The following is a 13638-nucleotide window of genomic DNA, read 5'->3' as shown; positions in this document are numbered from 1 at the left end:
CAGTGGGGATCTGGTATCAACGCTGGGCTGATGCACGCCCTTCCCGACGCGTACTTTGCTGGTTGATGGCATCGGGGGTCATCGCGTTTGTGATGTGGGGGCTGCTGCTCAGACCCGCAGCTCTTCGCCACGCCGATATTCAGGCGCAGGCCATCAGTACACAGCGGATTAATGCCTCGTTGTGGCCAGAAGCCAGACGGCGACCGGGGGTGACGCAAGGGAAGCTCTCGCAGCCCTTTTCTCCGCTGGCATTTCAGCGTGAGGACGCAAGGCTGGTGTACTGGAAGCCGCAAAAGAGTGGGGGAGAGCTGGCGCTGGATGTCTCATGGAGTGCCGTTCCGGCGCTCTTTTCCCGGCTGGCGCTTAAGAACGTGCGGGTGAGCGCGTTTGATCTTACGCCTCAGGGTAAACAGCTACGCCTCAGCCTGCAACTGGAGGTCGGTCATGCGCGGTAAAGCCCGTTTGCTGATCCTGCTTTCTCCGCTTTTCCTGACCGGGATGCGGGATCCCTTCTCAGTGCCACACGAGAGCTGCGCAGCAGGGCAACTGAGCCAGTGGCGTTATCAGGGGATAGTCAGTGGCGGCATGGATATCGGCCTTATGCAGGACGGGCAGAAACGCTGGCACCGGGTAAAAACGCAGATGCGGTTACCGCCAGGCTGGCGGGTAAGTGCGATAGATAAACAACAACTGACCGTTGATGTCGGCGACATGTGCGAGCCGAAGCGATGGACATGGCAACGAGAAGGAACGAAAAAAAGTGAAGATAAGGATATTGCTGTTGCTGACGGCACTCAGCCAACCCCTGTGGGCCGCCACGCCAAAACCGGTCACCCTGCTGGTGGATGATGTCCCGGTGGTGCAGGTTTTACAGGCATTGATAGCGCAGGCGGACCGCAATCTGGTGGTCTCGCCGGACGTCAGCGGTTCGCTTTCGCTAAATTTAACACGGGTGCCCTGGAGGCAGGCGCTCCAGACGGTAGCGAACAGCGCCGGGCTGGTATTGCGGGAAGAGGGCGGCATTTTTTATGTGCATACGGCGGCCTGGCAACGGGAACAACAGACGCGTAAAGAGCAGGAGCGGGCCCAGCGTCTGCTCGATGCCCCGCTTCTCTCTCACAGCATTCCGTTTGCCTGGGCGGATGCAGCCGAATTGCAAAAAGCGGCGGAGAAGCTCTTAAGCCCGAAAGGCAGTCTGTCCGTCGACAAGCGCACCAATCGTCTCCTGATAAGGGATAACCAGACGGTTGTGGACACGCTCACGCGCTGGGCGGCGCAGATGGATCTGCCCATCGAGCAGGTGGAGCTGGCGGCGCAAATCGTGACCATCAATGAAAAAAGCCTGCGCGAGCTGGGCGTGAAGTGGAGTCTCGCCGAGGCGTCGGAGGCGGGAAAAGTGGGGCAGGTGACGACGCTTGGTGCCGATCTGTCGGTCGCCAGCGCAACCACCCACGTGGGGTTCAACATCGGGCGCATCAACGGCAGGATGCTGGATCTTGAGCTGTCTGCGCTTGAGCAAAAGCAGCAGGTGGACATTATTGCCAGCCCGCGGCTGCTGGCGTCGCATATGCAACCGGCCAGCATCAAGCAAGGCAGTGAAATTCCGTATCAGGTTTCCAGCGGCGAGAGCGGGGCGACATCCGTTGAATTTAAAGAGGCGGTATTAGGGATGGAGGTCACACCGGTGGTGCTGCCAGGCGGCCGCGTACGTCTGAAGCTGCATATCAGTGAAAATATGCCCGGACAGGTACTGCAACAGGCAGACGGCGAAACGCTGGCGATTGATAAACAGGAGATCGAAACGCAGGTAGAAGTAAAAAGTGGGGAAACGATCGCGCTGGGCGGGATCTTTTCGCAAAAGAATAAAACCGGACGCGATAGCGTGCCTGTGCTGGGTAACATACCGTGGCTGGGTCAGTTGTTTCGCCATGACGGAAAAGATAACGAACGGCGCGAGCTGGTGGTGTTTATCACGCCACGTCTGGTCAGTATTCATTAATGGGTAACGATCCCCGCAATGATTTTGCATTCAGTTTGTTGCAGATGTTTGACGTGGGGCATGAATTAGCATACAAGGAGTACCGATTTGAGTTGGACTTACGTCTTATTTCCTTATGCGCCGGGAACGGTGATTTAATCAGTTGCCAAACAAGCCGGAGTATTGAGATAATTTTTCGTCTGACTCTCGCTCTATTGCAAATGAGGTTTCAGTTCATGTCCTGCTACGCCAGGTGTCTGCGCAGCGGGGATTACCATTAACGAATAGTCTTAGTAGTACCGAAAAAATGGCAGAGAAACGCAATATCTTTCTGGTTGGGCCTATGGGTGCCGGCAAAAGCACTATTGGGCGTCAGTTAGCTCAACAACTCAATATGGAATTTTACGATTCTGATCAAGAGATTGAGAAACGAACCGGAGCGGATGTGGGCTGGGTCTTCGACGTAGAAGGCGAAGAAGGTTTCCGTGACCGAGAAGAAAAAGTGATCAACGAACTCACGGAAAAACAGGGCATTGTGCTGGCAACAGGCGGCGGCTCTGTAAAATCTCGCGAAACCCGCAACCGTCTCTCCGCCCGTGGCGTAGTGGTCTATCTTGAGACGACCATCGAAAAACAGCTGGCACGCACGCAGCGTGATAAAAAGCGCCCGTTGTTGCAGGTTGAAACACCGCCACGTGAAGTTCTGGAAGCTTTGGCCGATGAACGCAATCCTCTGTACGAAGAGATTGCTGATGTGACCATTCGTACTGACGATCAAAGCGCTAAAGTGGTTGCAAACCAGATTATTCATATGCTGGAAAGCAACTGATTCTGGCTTTATATACACTCGCCTGCGGGTAAAAGCATTTAAGGTGGATGTCGCGTCATGGAGAGGATTACAGTTACTCTCGGGGAACGTAGTTACCCTATCACCATCGCGGCTGGTTTGTTTAACGATCCAGCTTCCTTCTTACCACTGAAAGCGGGTGATCAGGCGATGCTGGTCACCAACGAGACGCTGGCTCCGCTTTATCTCGACCGTGTACGTCACCTGCTTGAGCAGGCGGGCGTGAAGGTCGACAGTGTGATTCTGCCCGATGGCGAGCAGTACAAAAGCCTGACGGTACTGGATACCGTCTTTACCGCACTTCTGCAAAAACCGCACGGTCGTGATACAACACTGCTTGCCCTTGGCGGCGGCGTTGTGGGCGATCTGACCGGTTTTGCAGCCGCCAGCTATCAGCGCGGTGTGCGCTTTATTCAAATTCCAACCACGTTGCTGTCACAGGTCGATTCTTCTGTAGGCGGTAAAACGGCGGTTAACCATCCGCTCGGCAAAAACATGATTGGCGCGTTCTACCAGCCTGCATCGGTGGTGGTGGATCTCGACTGTCTGAAAACGTTGCCAGCACGCGAACTGGCGTCTGGCCTTGCAGAAGTGATCAAATACGGCATTATTCTTGACGGTGAGTTCTTCAACTGGCTGGAAGAGAATATGGATGCGCTGCTGCGCCTCGATGGGCAGGCAATGGCCTACTGTATTCGCCGTTGCTGTGAGCTGAAAGCAGAAGTCGTTGCCGCAGATGAGCGTGAAACCGGCTTACGTGCTTTACTGAATCTGGGGCATACGTTTGGTCACGCGATCGAAGCCGAAATGGGCTACGGTAACTGGCTTCACGGTGAAGCTGTCGCTGCCGGGATGGTTATGGCGGCCCGTGCCTCTGAACGTCTGGGGCAGTTCAGGCCGGAAGAGACAGCGCGTATCATCGCGTTGCTTAAGCGCGCTGGCTTGCCGGTGAGTGGTCCGCAGGAAATGTCTGCGCAGGCGTACCTTCCCCACATGATGCGCGATAAAAAAGTATTGGCAGGTGAGATGCGTCTGGTGCTCCCGCTTGCAATAGGGAAAAGTGAAGTGCGCGGCGGAGTGCCGCACGAAGTCGTACTTGGCGCTATTGCTGATTGTCAGCAGGCGTAACAACTAGAAAGGTCAGACCGCTGTAACAGGTGGTCGTTTTAGCTTCAGGTAAATGCAGAATCGTTGGCAGAAGCCTTTGAGTGGGGTGTTAAATGGATGAATTCAAACCAGAAGACGAGCTGAAACCCGATCCCAGCGATCGTCGTACTGGTCGTTCTCGTCAATCTTCAGAACGTGATAACGAGCCGCAGATCAACTTTGACGATGTCGATCTGGATGCAGACGATCGTCGCCCTTCGCGTAGCCGCAACGCGCGCAATGAGCGTGAAGACGAGGCGTTTGAATCCGAAGAAGAGTTAATGGATGAACAGCCTGTTGAACGTCGTCCGCGCAAGCGTAAAAAAGCGGTAGCGGCAAAACCGGCCTCCCGTCAGTACATCATGATGGGCCTTGGCGTTCTGGTGCTGGTACTGCTGATTGTCGGCATTGGTTCCGCGCTAAAAGCCCCTTCTACCCATTCTACCGAGCAGACCGCGTCTGCCGAGAAGAGCATCGACCTGTCTGGTAACGATGCGAGCAACCAGGCGAATGGCGCGCAGCCTGCGCCGGGCACCACCTCCGCAGAGCAGACCGCAGGCAACACCAGCGCCGGTCAGGATATCTCTCTGCCGCCTGTCTCTGCTACCCCGACTCAGGGCCAGGCGCCCGCTACGCCTGAAGGCCAGCAGCGTGTTGAAGTTCAGGGCGATCTGAACAACGCGCTGATGCAGCCGCAGAATCAGGAGCAGGTTAACAACGCCGTGGTGAACTCCACGCTGCCAACTGAACCCGCCACCGTTGCGCCAGTGCATGGCAGCAATGCCCAGCAGCAAACTGCGGCAACGGAAACCAAACCGCGCCAGACGCAGACTGCGCCGCGTCAGGAACGTAAGCAGGCCGTGATTGAGCCGAAGCGTGAGACGAAACCACAGGCTGTGGCAAAAGCGCCAGAAACGAAAGCGCCAGCGCAGACGAAACCTGCGGTGAGCCAGCCGGTTAAAGCGCCAACGCCTGCGGCAACCGCTGCACCGAAAGCAACGGCGACCACAACCGCGCCTGCGGCAACTGCGGCACCGGCTGCAACGCCAGCCGCTAGTGCATCCGGCACCACGGCAGGGAAAACGACGGGTAACGTGGGTTCTCTTAAAGCTGCGTCATCCAGCAACTACACGTTGCAGCTGAGCAGTTCGTCTAACTACGACAACCTCAACGCGTGGGCGAAGAAAACGAATCTGAAAAACTACGTGGTTTATCAGACGACCCGTAACGGACAGCCGTGGTACGTGCTGGTAAGCGGTGTTTATGCTTCTAAAGATGAAGCAAAACGTGCCGTCTCCACGCTGCCAGCCGATGTGCAGGCGAAAAATCCGTGGGCGAAGCCGATTCATCAGGTGCAGGCCGATCTGAAGTAATGTTTAAAGCGCAGGATGCTGTCGGAGCTTTCTCCACAGCCGGAGAAGGTGTAATCAGTTAGTCAGCATGAAAAAAAATCGCGCTTTTCTGAAATGGGCAGGGGGGAAATACCCCCTGCTCGATGATATTAAAAAGCACCTGCCGAAAGGCGAGTGTCTTATCGAGCCCTTCGTGGGTGCTGGATCGGTGTTCCTGAATACCGATTTTTCTCGTTATATCCTGGCGGATATCAACAGCGACCTTATCAGCCTCTATAACATCGTCAAACTGCGTACCGATGAGTACGTGGAAGAGGCGCGGAAGCTGTTTACCCCAGAGAACAACAACCCGGACGTCTACTATCAGTTCCGCGCTGAGTTTAATCAGAGCCAGGATCCGTTCCGTCGCGCGCTGTTGTTTCTTTATCTCAACCGCCATGGCTACAACGGCCTGTGCCGGTATAATCTGCGTGGCGAGTTTAACGTGCCGTTTGGCCGCTATAAGCGCCCCTACTTCCCGCAGGACGAACTGTATCACTTTGCTGAAAAAGCGCAGAATGCCGAATTCTACTGTCTTTCCTATGAAGAGTGCATGGAGCTGGCGGGCGTAAACTCGGTGGTTTACTGCGACCCGCCTTACGCGCCGCTGTCTGCCACGGCAAACTTCACCGCCTACCATACTAACAGCTTTAGCCCTGCCGAGCAGGCGCGTCTGGCGGAGTTGGCGGAAAAGCTGGTCAGCAAAAGAATTCCGGTGTTAATTTCGAATCACGACACGCCTGATACGCGCGAATGGTACAAAGCCGCGAAGCATTTTCAGGTAAAAGTGCGGCGTAGCATTAGCAGCAACGGCGGCACACGTAAAAAGGTGGACGAACTTCTGGCGCTTTATCGACCCTGAGCCTTTGCCCGCCGGTAAACACATTTCAAGGAGATGCGGATGAAACAGTTTTTGATTGCTCCCTCAATTCTGTCGGCCGATTTTGCCCGCCTGGGTGAAGACACTGCCAAAGCTCTCGCGGCTGGCGCGGACGTCGTCCATTTCGACGTGATGGATAACCACTACGTTCCCAACCTGACCATCGGTCCGATGGTGCTTAAAGCGCTGCGTAATTACGGGATCACCGCGCCCATTGACGTGCATCTGATGGTGAAGCCGGTTGACCGCATCGTGCCTGATTTTGCCGCAGCGGGTGCCAGCATCATCACTTTCCACCCGGAAGCCTCCGAGCACGTTGACCGCACGCTGCAACTGATCAAAGAGAACGGCTGTAAGGCGGGGCTGGTCTTTAACCCAGCGACCCCGCTGAGCTATCTCGACTACGTGATGGACAAGCTGGACGTGATCCTGCTGATGTCCGTTAACCCGGGCTTTGGCGGCCAGTCGTTTATCCCACAGACCCTCGACAAACTGCGTGAAGTGCGCCGCCGTATCGATGAGTCTGGCTATGATATTCGCCTGGAAGTGGACGGCGGCGTGAAGGTGAATAATATCGGTGAGATTGCGGCTGCGGGTGCGGATATGTTCGTCGCGGGCTCCGCCATCTTCGATCAGCCGGATTACAAAAAAGTTATTGATGAAATGCGCCGTGAACTGGCGAAGGTAAGTCATGGATAAATTGCAGGCTATTCGGGGTGTAGCATTTGACCTCGACGGCACGCTGGTCGACAGCGCGCCAGGATTAACCAGCGCCGTCGATCGGGCGCTGTATGCGCTTGAACTCCCCGTTGCGGGCGAAGAGCGCGTCGTGACGTGGATTGGTAACGGTGCGGACGTGCTGATGGAGCGCGCGCTGACCTGGGCGCGTCAGGAGCGCGCCTCTCAGCGTTCCGCACAGGGAAAACCGAGCGTTGATCTCGCGGATATCCCCCAGGACGAACAGCAGCGTATTCTGCGTAAACTGTTCGACCGTTTCTATGAAGAGACCGTCGAAGAGGGCAGTTTCCTGTTCCCGGATGTCCAGGAAACCCTGAGCGCGCTGCACGCGAAAGGCATCCCGCTGGGGCTGGTGACCAACAAGCCAACACCGTTTGTTGCGCCTCTGCTCGAAGCGCTGGATATCGCGAAATACTTCTCCGTGATTGTGGGCGGCGATGACGTGCAGAATAAAAAGCCGCATCCGGAACCGCTGTTGCTGGTGGCAGGAAAATTATCCTTAGCACCGGCGGAGCTGCTCTTTGTCGGAGATTCCCGCAATGATATTCTGGCTGCCAGAGCGGCAGGTTGCCCGTCTGTTGGGTTGACCTACGGCTACAACTACGGTGAGGCCATTACGCTGAGTGAGCCGGACGTTGTGTTCGACCACTTCAAAGATTTGTTGCCCGCACTCGGGCTCTCGCACAGTGAACATCAGGAATTGAATAATGACTAAGCCCATCGTTTTTAGTGGCGCACAGCCTTCAGGTGAACTGACCATTGGTAACTATATGGGTGCGTTACGTCAGTGGGTGAGCATGCAGGATGACTACCACTGCATTTATTGCATCGTGGATTTGCATGCTATCACCGCGCGTCAGGATCCCGAGAAGCTGCGTAAAGCGACGCTGGATACGCTGGCGCTGTATCTGGCCTGCGGTATCGATCCCGGGAAGAGCACCATTTTCGTTCAGTCTCACGTGCCGGAGCACGCGCAGCTGGGCTGGGCGCTGAACTGCTACACCTACTTCGGTGAGTTGAGCCGCATGACCCAGTTCAAGGATAAATCTGCCCGTTACTCTGAAAACATCAACGCCGGTCTGTTTGACTATCCGGTCCTGATGGCGGCCGACATTCTGCTGTACCAGACCAACCAGGTGCCGGTGGGTGAAGACCAGAAGCAGCATCTGGAGCTGAGCCGCGATATCGCCCAGCGCTTCAACGCGCTGTACGGCGACGTGTTCAAGGTGCCGGAGCCGTTTATTCCAAAATCCGGCGCGCGCGTGATGTCGCTGCTGGAGCCGACCAAAAAGATGTCCAAGTCTGACGATAACCGCAACAACGTTATTGGCCTGCTGGAAGATCCGAAATCGGTCGTGAAAAAGCTCAAGCGTGCGGTAACCGACTCCGACGAGCCGCCGGTAGTGCGCTACGACGTGCAGAATAAAGCGGGCGTATCCAACCTGTTGGACATTCTCTCCGGCGTAACCGGACAGAGCATCCCTGAGCTGGAAAAACACTTCGAAGGCAAGATGTACGGCCACCTAAAAGGCGAAGTGGCTGACGCCGTTTCCGGTATGCTGACCGAGTTGCAGGAGCGTTATCATCGTTACCGTAACGACGAAGCATTCCTGCAAAAAGTGATGAAAGAGGGCGCGGAAAAAGCCAGCGCGCGCGCGTCGGAAACCCTGAAAGCGGTGTACGAGGCGATTGGGTTTGTGGCGAAACCTTAAGCCGCCACCCGACAAATACGGACTCAATAAAAAAACCGGGAAATTCCCGGTTTTTTTACGCCTGAAAAACGCTTACTGCTGTGCCGCCGGGCCGCAACCGCCAATGATCTTCGAAATGGAGATCGCCGGGTGCAGCAGGTAATCATAGCTGCAATTATTTTTAGTATTTTGAACGTGACCGGTGCAGGCCGTCAGAGTTGATAACAGGCCGACCAGAACGGCAGCTTTTGCCAGTTTGAACATACGCATTCCTTGTCTAAAAATCTAAAATTGGATGTAACACGAGGGAATAAATGGAAAAGTTCCATTATGCGGGCGGTATGTTATCGACTGAGGTATGAAGGGAGTAGTCCGCATAAGGACTACTCCAGGAAGAGAGACTATGGTTAGTGGTTTGAGAACCAGTTCAGCTTTTCGCGCAGCTCAACCACGCGTCCAACAACGATCAGCGCCGGGCTTTGAACCTGCTGCGCCAGCTCGCCCAACTGCGTCAGCACGCCATCAACCACGCGCTGCGTAATGGTGGTACCGTTTTCTATCAGCGCGACCGGCATATCTGCTTCCATGCCGTGCTCCAGCAGTTTCGCCTGAATAGTGGCGGCCTGATTTAGCCCCATATAGAAGACCAGCGTCTGCTTTTCAGCGGCCAGATTATGCCAGTCCAGCTCGCTGCCGGTTTTCAGGTGCCCCGTTACCAGGCGCACGCTCTGGGCATAATCGCGGTGGGTCAACGGGATACCGGAATAGGCAGAACAGCCGGATGCCGCGGTAATGCCCGGCACTACGGAGAACGGAATACCCGCGTTGCACAGGGTTTCTAGCTCTTCGCCGCCGCGACCAAAGATAAACGGATCGCCACCCTTCAGGCGCACCACGCGCTTACCTTTTTGCGCTTCCCGCAGCAGGATCTGGTTGATCTCCTCCTGCGGCACGCAGTGATAGCCTGCCCGTTTGCCGACGAACACGCGGTCAGCATCCCGGCGTACCAGGTTCATGATGTCATCAGAGACCAGACGGTCATACACCACGATATCGGCCTGCTGGATCTGCTGTAGGCCTTTCAGCGTCAGCAGGCCTGCATCGCCGGGTCCTGCGCCCACCAGCACCACTTCACCGCGGTGATCCAGCGGTTCAGAGAGAAGCTGCTCGGTGGTCTCTTCAACTGCCTTTGCGTCCTGATTGGCCAGCGACTGCGCCAGCCGGTCGTTGACAAAGAACTTCTCCCAGAAGCGACGGCGTTCGCCCACTGTTGAGAAGGTTTGCTTCACGCGGGAGCGAAGCTGCCCTGCGTAATGCGCAATCTGACCAAGGTGCTGCGGCAAAATAGCTTCCAGTTTTTCCCGCAGCAGGCGGGCAAGTACGGGCGAGCGGCCGCCGGACGACACCGCAATCATCAGCGGTGAACGGTCGATAATCGACGGCATGATAAAGCTCGCCTCTTTCGGCGCATCCACCACGTTACAGAAGATGCGGCGCGCTTCGCAGGCGTCGCTGACGCGCTGGTTAACGTCATCGTTATCCGTTGCGGCGATGGTCAGCCAGCAGGTTTCCAGCAGGGATTCATCAAATTCGCCCTGCACCAGCGTGAGCATCCCTTCCTGCGCCCAGACGTCAAACTGTGGGGCGAAGGTGAGGGCGTTAACGGTCAGGCGGGCGCCAGCCTCCAGAAGCAGGCGGGCTTTGCGTTCAGCCACATCGCCGCCGCCCACGAGCAGGCAGTCGCGGTTGCGTAATTGACAAAAAATCGGCAGGTGATCCACGACGTTACCTCACAGCATTCATGGCGGGGGAAGAATTGACGTCAGGATAACAGCAGGGATCGTACAGAACATACGGTTTTTCCTGCTGCTACCCACAAGAGGTCATAAGCCTTTCCTATTGGAAAGGCGGAGGGTTACGCTTTCAGCTGCACCTCGCCGTCCTTCACGCGGACGTCGTAGTGCTTCACAGAGAAGCTTTCGTCTTCCATGCAGCGCCCGTCGGTTAAGCGGAAGCGCTGCTTTTTCAGCGGGCTGGCGACCCACAGGTCGCCCTGGTGCTCGGCAATCAGTCCGCGGGAGAGCACGCTGGCCTCAAAGAACGGGTCGATATTGCTGATGGCAAAGACCTGTTCATCGTGGCGAGGGCGGAAAATCGCCACCTGCTCGTTACCCAGCAAAGCACAGACGCCGGTTGCTGGCAGAATGTCGTTAATGTTGCAGATGTTTACCCACTGGCTCATGCGTTTTCCTCCACCAGCATCACCGGAATGCGTTCATACGGGGTTGCAGGACGATGCTGTTCGCGCTCCGGCACCACCTGCACGTTCGGATCGCGCTGGGTGCTGTTGATAAAGTGTTTGAAGCGCGTCTGCGCCGCAGGCGTGTTCACGGTTTCGGTCCACTCGCATATCACCGCCTCGCGCAGGCGAGCCATCTCGGACTCAAGCTGTTCGTTCAGACCCAGCTTGTCGTCAATGATGACCGACTTCAGGTAGTCGATACCGCCTTCGAGGTTATCCAGCCAGGACGCGGTACGGGTCAGCTTATCGGCAGTACGAATGTAGAACATCATGAAGCGGTCGAGATACTTGATCAGCGTATCGCGATCGAGATCCGCCGCCAGCAGATCCGCGTGGCGAGGTTTCATCCCGCCGTTGCCGCACACGTACAGGTTCCAGCCTTTCTCGGTGGCGATGATACCCACGTCTTTACCCTGCGCTTCGGCACATTCACGGGTACAGCCTGAGACGCCGAACTTCATTTTGTGTGGAGTACGGATGCCTTTGTAGCGGTTTTCCAGCTCGACGCCGAAGCCCACGCTGTCGCCTACGCCGTAGCGGCACCAGGTGCTGCCCACGCAGGTTTTCGCCATGCGCAGCGCTTTGGCATACGCGTGACCGGTTTCGAAGCCCGCCTCAATCAGCTGACGCCAGATTTCCGGCAGATCATCTTTTTGCGCACCAAACAGGCCGATACGCTGAGAACCGGTGATTTTGGTGTACAGGTTAAACTCACGAGCGATACGGCCCACGGCGACCAGCCCTTCCGGAGTGATTTCCCCTCCGGCAGAACGCGGGATCACCGAGTAAGTCCCGTCTTTCTGAATGTTGGCCAGGAAGTTGTCGTTAGTGTCCTGAAGCGGGGTGTGCTCTGGTTTGAGCACATACTCGTTCCAGCAGGACGCCAGCAGGGAACCGACGGTCGGCTTACACACTTCACAGCCGTAGCCCTGGCCATGTTTCTCCAGCAGCTCGTCGAAGGATTTGATGCCTTCCACACGGATCAGGTGATACAGCTCCTGGCGAGAGTAAGCGAAGTGCTCGCACAGGTTGTTGTTCACTTCGATGCCCTGTTTCGCCAGTTCAGCGTTCAGCACCTGCGTGACCAGCGGAATACAGCCGCCGCAGCCGGTACCGGCTTTGGTTTCGGCCTTCAGCGCCGCAACGGTGTGGCAGCCTTTGTTGATGGCGGAGATCAGCATGCCTTTAGTGACGTCGAAGCAGGAGCAAATCTGCGCGCTGTCCGGCAGTTTATCTACGCCGATCGACGGTTTACCGCTGGAGGCATGTGCCGGCAGGATCAGCGCGTCCGGGTTTTCCGGCAGTTCAATGGCGTTCAGCACCAGCTGGAGCAGGTTACCGAAGTCGCTGGTGTCGCCCACCAGCACCGCACCGAGCAGGGTTTTGTTGTCCTGGCTGACGATAAGGCGTTTGTAGACCTCTTTGCTTTCGTCCAGATAGACGTAGCTGCGGGAGTTCGGAGTGCGGCCATGCGCATCGCCAATGCCGCCTACGTCCACGCCCAGCAGCTTCAGCTTGGCGCTCATGTCTGCGCCGGTAAAGGCGTTTTCGTTGCCGAGGATATGGTCAACGGCAACCTGCGCCATTTTGTACCCTGGCGCCACCAGACCGTACACGCGGTTATTCCAGCTGGCACATTCGCCGATGGCGTAGATATCCGGATCGGAGGTCTGGCAGGTATCGTTGATCATGATCCCGCCGCGCTGGGCGACGGCCAGGCCGCACTGCGTGGCGAGCTTGTCGCGTGGACGAATACCGGTGGAGAAGACGATGAAGTCCACTTCCAGCTCGCTGCCGTCGGCAAAGCGCATGGTTTTACGCGCTTCGGTACCTTCCTGCACGATCTCTTTGGTGTTTTTGCTGGTGTGAACCTTCACGCCCATGCTTTCGATTTTACGGCGTAGCTGATCGCCACCCATGTGGTCCAGCTGTTCCGCCATCAGCATCGGGGCAAATTCGATGACGTGGGTTTCAACGCCGAGGTTTTTCAGCGCGCCTGCCGCTTCCAGGCCCAGCAGACCACCGCCGACAACCGCACCGCGTTTGCTTCGACGTGCGCAGGATTCAATGGCGTTGAGGTCTTCAATGGTACGGTAAACGAAGCAATCCTGGGTTTCCGACCCTTTAATCGGCGGGATCCACGGATACGAGCCAGTCGCCATGATCAGCTTATCGTAAAAAACCGTACGCCCGGCGCTGGAGTGGATCACTTTCTCCTGACGGTTGATGGTGATAGCGCGTTCGCCCACCAGCACTTTTACGCCATGCTTCTCGTAGAACCCGTCGCGCACCAGAGAGAGCTCTTCGGCGGTATGGTGGGAGAAGTAGGAAGACAGGTGCACACGGTCGTACGCCTTGCGGGGTTCTTCACAGAACACGGTAATATCGAACTGGTCAGCATCGGCTTTATCGAGAAGATCCTCAATAAAGCGGTGGCCGACCATGCCGTTACCGATGATAGCGAGTCTGACTTTGCTCATTTTTGCCTCGATTTCTTTTCTATTACTGCCTACCTTAACGATTCAGCAGAGGCACTTATTGATGCAAATCAAATACGCCTGCACCTACCCCTTAGTGGGTATATCTATGATTTGTCAGGATTTTTATAAGTGGCGGATATTGTTCGTTTTTTGTGCTTGCTTGTTTTTTGCACAAATTTAGTGGG

General features: G+C 56.2%; 14 protein-coding genes. 10 read left to right on the top strand and 4 right to left on the bottom strand.

What is annotated here, in order from left to right; all coding sequences use genetic code 11:
• The first annotated feature begins 2 nt into the window (after nt 1–2).
• The 10 genes from DBR02_RS08670 to trpS all read left to right on the top strand — a co-directional run bounded on the left by DBR02_RS08670 (nt 3) and on the right by trpS (nt 8692).
• On the top strand, nt 3–455 hold the full coding sequence (locus DBR02_RS08670) for a HofO family protein (protein WP_107534065.1): 453 nt from the start codon (nt 3–5) through the stop codon (nt 453–455).
• Entirely contained in the window at nt 445–849 is a 405-nt protein-coding gene (locus DBR02_RS08665; RefSeq protein WP_107534064.1) for a HofP DNA utilization family protein, read from the top strand. The genes DBR02_RS08670 and DBR02_RS08665 overlap by 11 nt, the downstream gene beginning before the upstream one ends.
• Entirely contained in the window at nt 761–1999 is a 1239-nt protein-coding gene (hofQ, locus tag DBR02_RS08660; RefSeq protein WP_107534062.1) for a DNA uptake porin HofQ, read from the top strand. The genes DBR02_RS08665 and hofQ overlap by 89 nt, the downstream gene beginning before the upstream one ends.
• Before the next feature lie 286 nt (nt 2000–2285).
• Nucleotides 2286–2807 carry a shikimate kinase AroK gene (gene aroK / locus DBR02_RS08650; protein ID WP_003861630.1) on the top strand — a complete coding sequence of 174 codons (522 nt, stop codon included), beginning with the start codon at nt 2286–2288 and terminating at the stop codon, nt 2805–2807.
• Between the two features lie 57 nt (nt 2808–2864).
• Nucleotides 2865–3953 (top strand): 3-dehydroquinate synthase, encoded by a 1089-nt coding sequence (aroB, locus tag DBR02_RS08645; RefSeq protein WP_063865743.1) that lies wholly within the window; start codon nt 2865–2867, stop codon nt 3951–3953.
• A 92-nt stretch (nt 3954–4045) separates the two neighbouring features.
• Nucleotides 4046–5344: a cell division protein DamX gene (gene damX / locus DBR02_RS08640; RefSeq protein WP_107534060.1), complete on the top strand. Its 1299-nt coding sequence runs from the start codon at nt 4046–4048 to the stop codon at nt 5342–5344.
• Between the two features lie 67 nt (nt 5345–5411).
• On the top strand, nt 5412–6224 hold the full coding sequence (gene dam, locus DBR02_RS08635; RefSeq protein WP_063449500.1) for an adenine-specific DNA-methyltransferase: 813 nt from the start codon (nt 5412–5414) through the stop codon (nt 6222–6224).
• 39 nt (nt 6225–6263) lie between these two features.
• Nucleotides 6264–6941, top strand: a complete 678-nt coding sequence (rpe, locus tag DBR02_RS08630) for a ribulose-phosphate 3-epimerase (protein WP_003861634.1) — start codon at nt 6264–6266, stop codon at nt 6939–6941.
• Entirely contained in the window at nt 6934–7695 is a 762-nt protein-coding gene (gph, locus tag DBR02_RS08625; RefSeq protein ID WP_107534058.1) for a phosphoglycolate phosphatase, read from the top strand. Before rpe ends, gph begins: the two co-directional genes overlap by 8 nt.
• A complete protein-coding gene (trpS, locus tag DBR02_RS08620; protein WP_107534056.1) occupies nt 7688–8692 on the top strand; it encodes a tryptophan--tRNA ligase in 1005 nt (334 codons plus the stop codon). The genes gph and trpS overlap by 8 nt, the downstream gene beginning before the upstream one ends.
• Before the next feature lie 72 nt (nt 8693–8764).
• Here trpS and DBR02_RS08615 read toward each other — a convergent pair whose 3' ends face one another.
• From DBR02_RS08615 to nirB, 4 genes are all read right to left on the bottom strand, one after another.
• Nucleotides 8765–8935 carry a YhfL family protein gene (locus DBR02_RS08615; RefSeq protein WP_008503029.1) on the bottom strand — a complete coding sequence of 57 codons (171 nt, stop codon included), beginning with the start codon at nt 8933–8935 and terminating at the stop codon, nt 8765–8767.
• A 143-nt stretch (nt 8936–9078) separates the two neighbouring features.
• Complete coding sequence (gene cysG / locus DBR02_RS08610; RefSeq protein WP_107534054.1) at nt 9079–10452, bottom strand: siroheme synthase CysG; 1374 nt, start codon at nt 10450–10452, stop codon at nt 9079–9081.
• A gap of 134 nt (nt 10453–10586) precedes the next feature.
• Complete coding sequence (gene nirD, locus DBR02_RS08605) at nt 10587–10913, bottom strand: nitrite reductase small subunit NirD (protein WP_063449497.1); 327 nt, start codon at nt 10911–10913, stop codon at nt 10587–10589.
• Nucleotides 10910–13453 carry a nitrite reductase large subunit NirB gene (nirB, locus tag DBR02_RS08600; protein WP_107534052.1) on the bottom strand — a complete coding sequence of 848 codons (2544 nt, stop codon included), beginning with the start codon at nt 13451–13453 and terminating at the stop codon, nt 10910–10912. The genes nirD and nirB overlap by 4 nt, the downstream gene beginning before the upstream one ends.
• Between the last annotated feature and the right edge of the window lie 185 nt (nt 13454–13638).

This window comes from Enterobacter cloacae complex sp. (assembly GCF_900322725.1).
In the GTDB taxonomy this organism is placed as follows: Bacteria; Pseudomonadota; Gammaproteobacteria; order Enterobacterales; family Enterobacteriaceae; genus Enterobacter; species Enterobacter quasihormaechei.
Note: the sequence above shows the minus strand (reverse complement) of the source record. Positions and strands in the feature narration are given on the sequence as shown.

Excerpts from the sequence above, each read along its gene's own strand:
- DBR02_RS08665 (WP_107534064.1), top strand. The coding sequence starts at position 445 with ATGCGCGGTAAAGCCCGTTTGCTGATCCTGCTTTCTCCGCTTTTCCTG.
- aroK (WP_003861630.1), top strand. The coding sequence starts at position 2,286 with ATGGCAGAGAAACGCAATATCTTTCTGGTTGGGCCTATGGGTGCCGGC.
- aroB (WP_063865743.1), top strand. The coding sequence starts at position 2,865 with ATGGAGAGGATTACAGTTACTCTCGGGGAACGTAGTTACCCTATCACC.
- damX (WP_107534060.1), top strand. The coding sequence starts at position 4,046 with ATGGATGAATTCAAACCAGAAGACGAGCTGAAACCCGATCCCAGCGAT.
- dam (WP_063449500.1), top strand. The coding sequence starts at position 5,412 with ATGAAAAAAAATCGCGCTTTTCTGAAATGGGCAGGGGGGAAATACCCC.
- rpe (WP_003861634.1), top strand. The coding sequence starts at position 6,264 with ATGAAACAGTTTTTGATTGCTCCCTCAATTCTGTCGGCCGATTTTGCC.
- gph (WP_107534058.1), top strand. The coding sequence starts at position 6,934 with ATGGATAAATTGCAGGCTATTCGGGGTGTAGCATTTGACCTCGACGGC.
- trpS (WP_107534056.1), top strand. The coding sequence starts at position 7,688 with ATGACTAAGCCCATCGTTTTTAGTGGCGCACAGCCTTCAGGTGAACTG.
- DBR02_RS08615 (WP_008503029.1), bottom strand. The coding sequence starts at position 8,935 with ATGTTCAAACTGGCAAAAGCTGCCGTTCTGGTCGGCCTGTTATCAACT.
- nirD (WP_063449497.1), bottom strand. The coding sequence starts at position 10,913 with ATGAGCCAGTGGGTAAACATCTGCAACATTAACGACATTCTGCCAGCA.
- nirB (WP_107534052.1), bottom strand. The coding sequence starts at position 13,453 with ATGAGCAAAGTCAGACTCGCTATCATCGGTAACGGCATGGTCGGCCAC.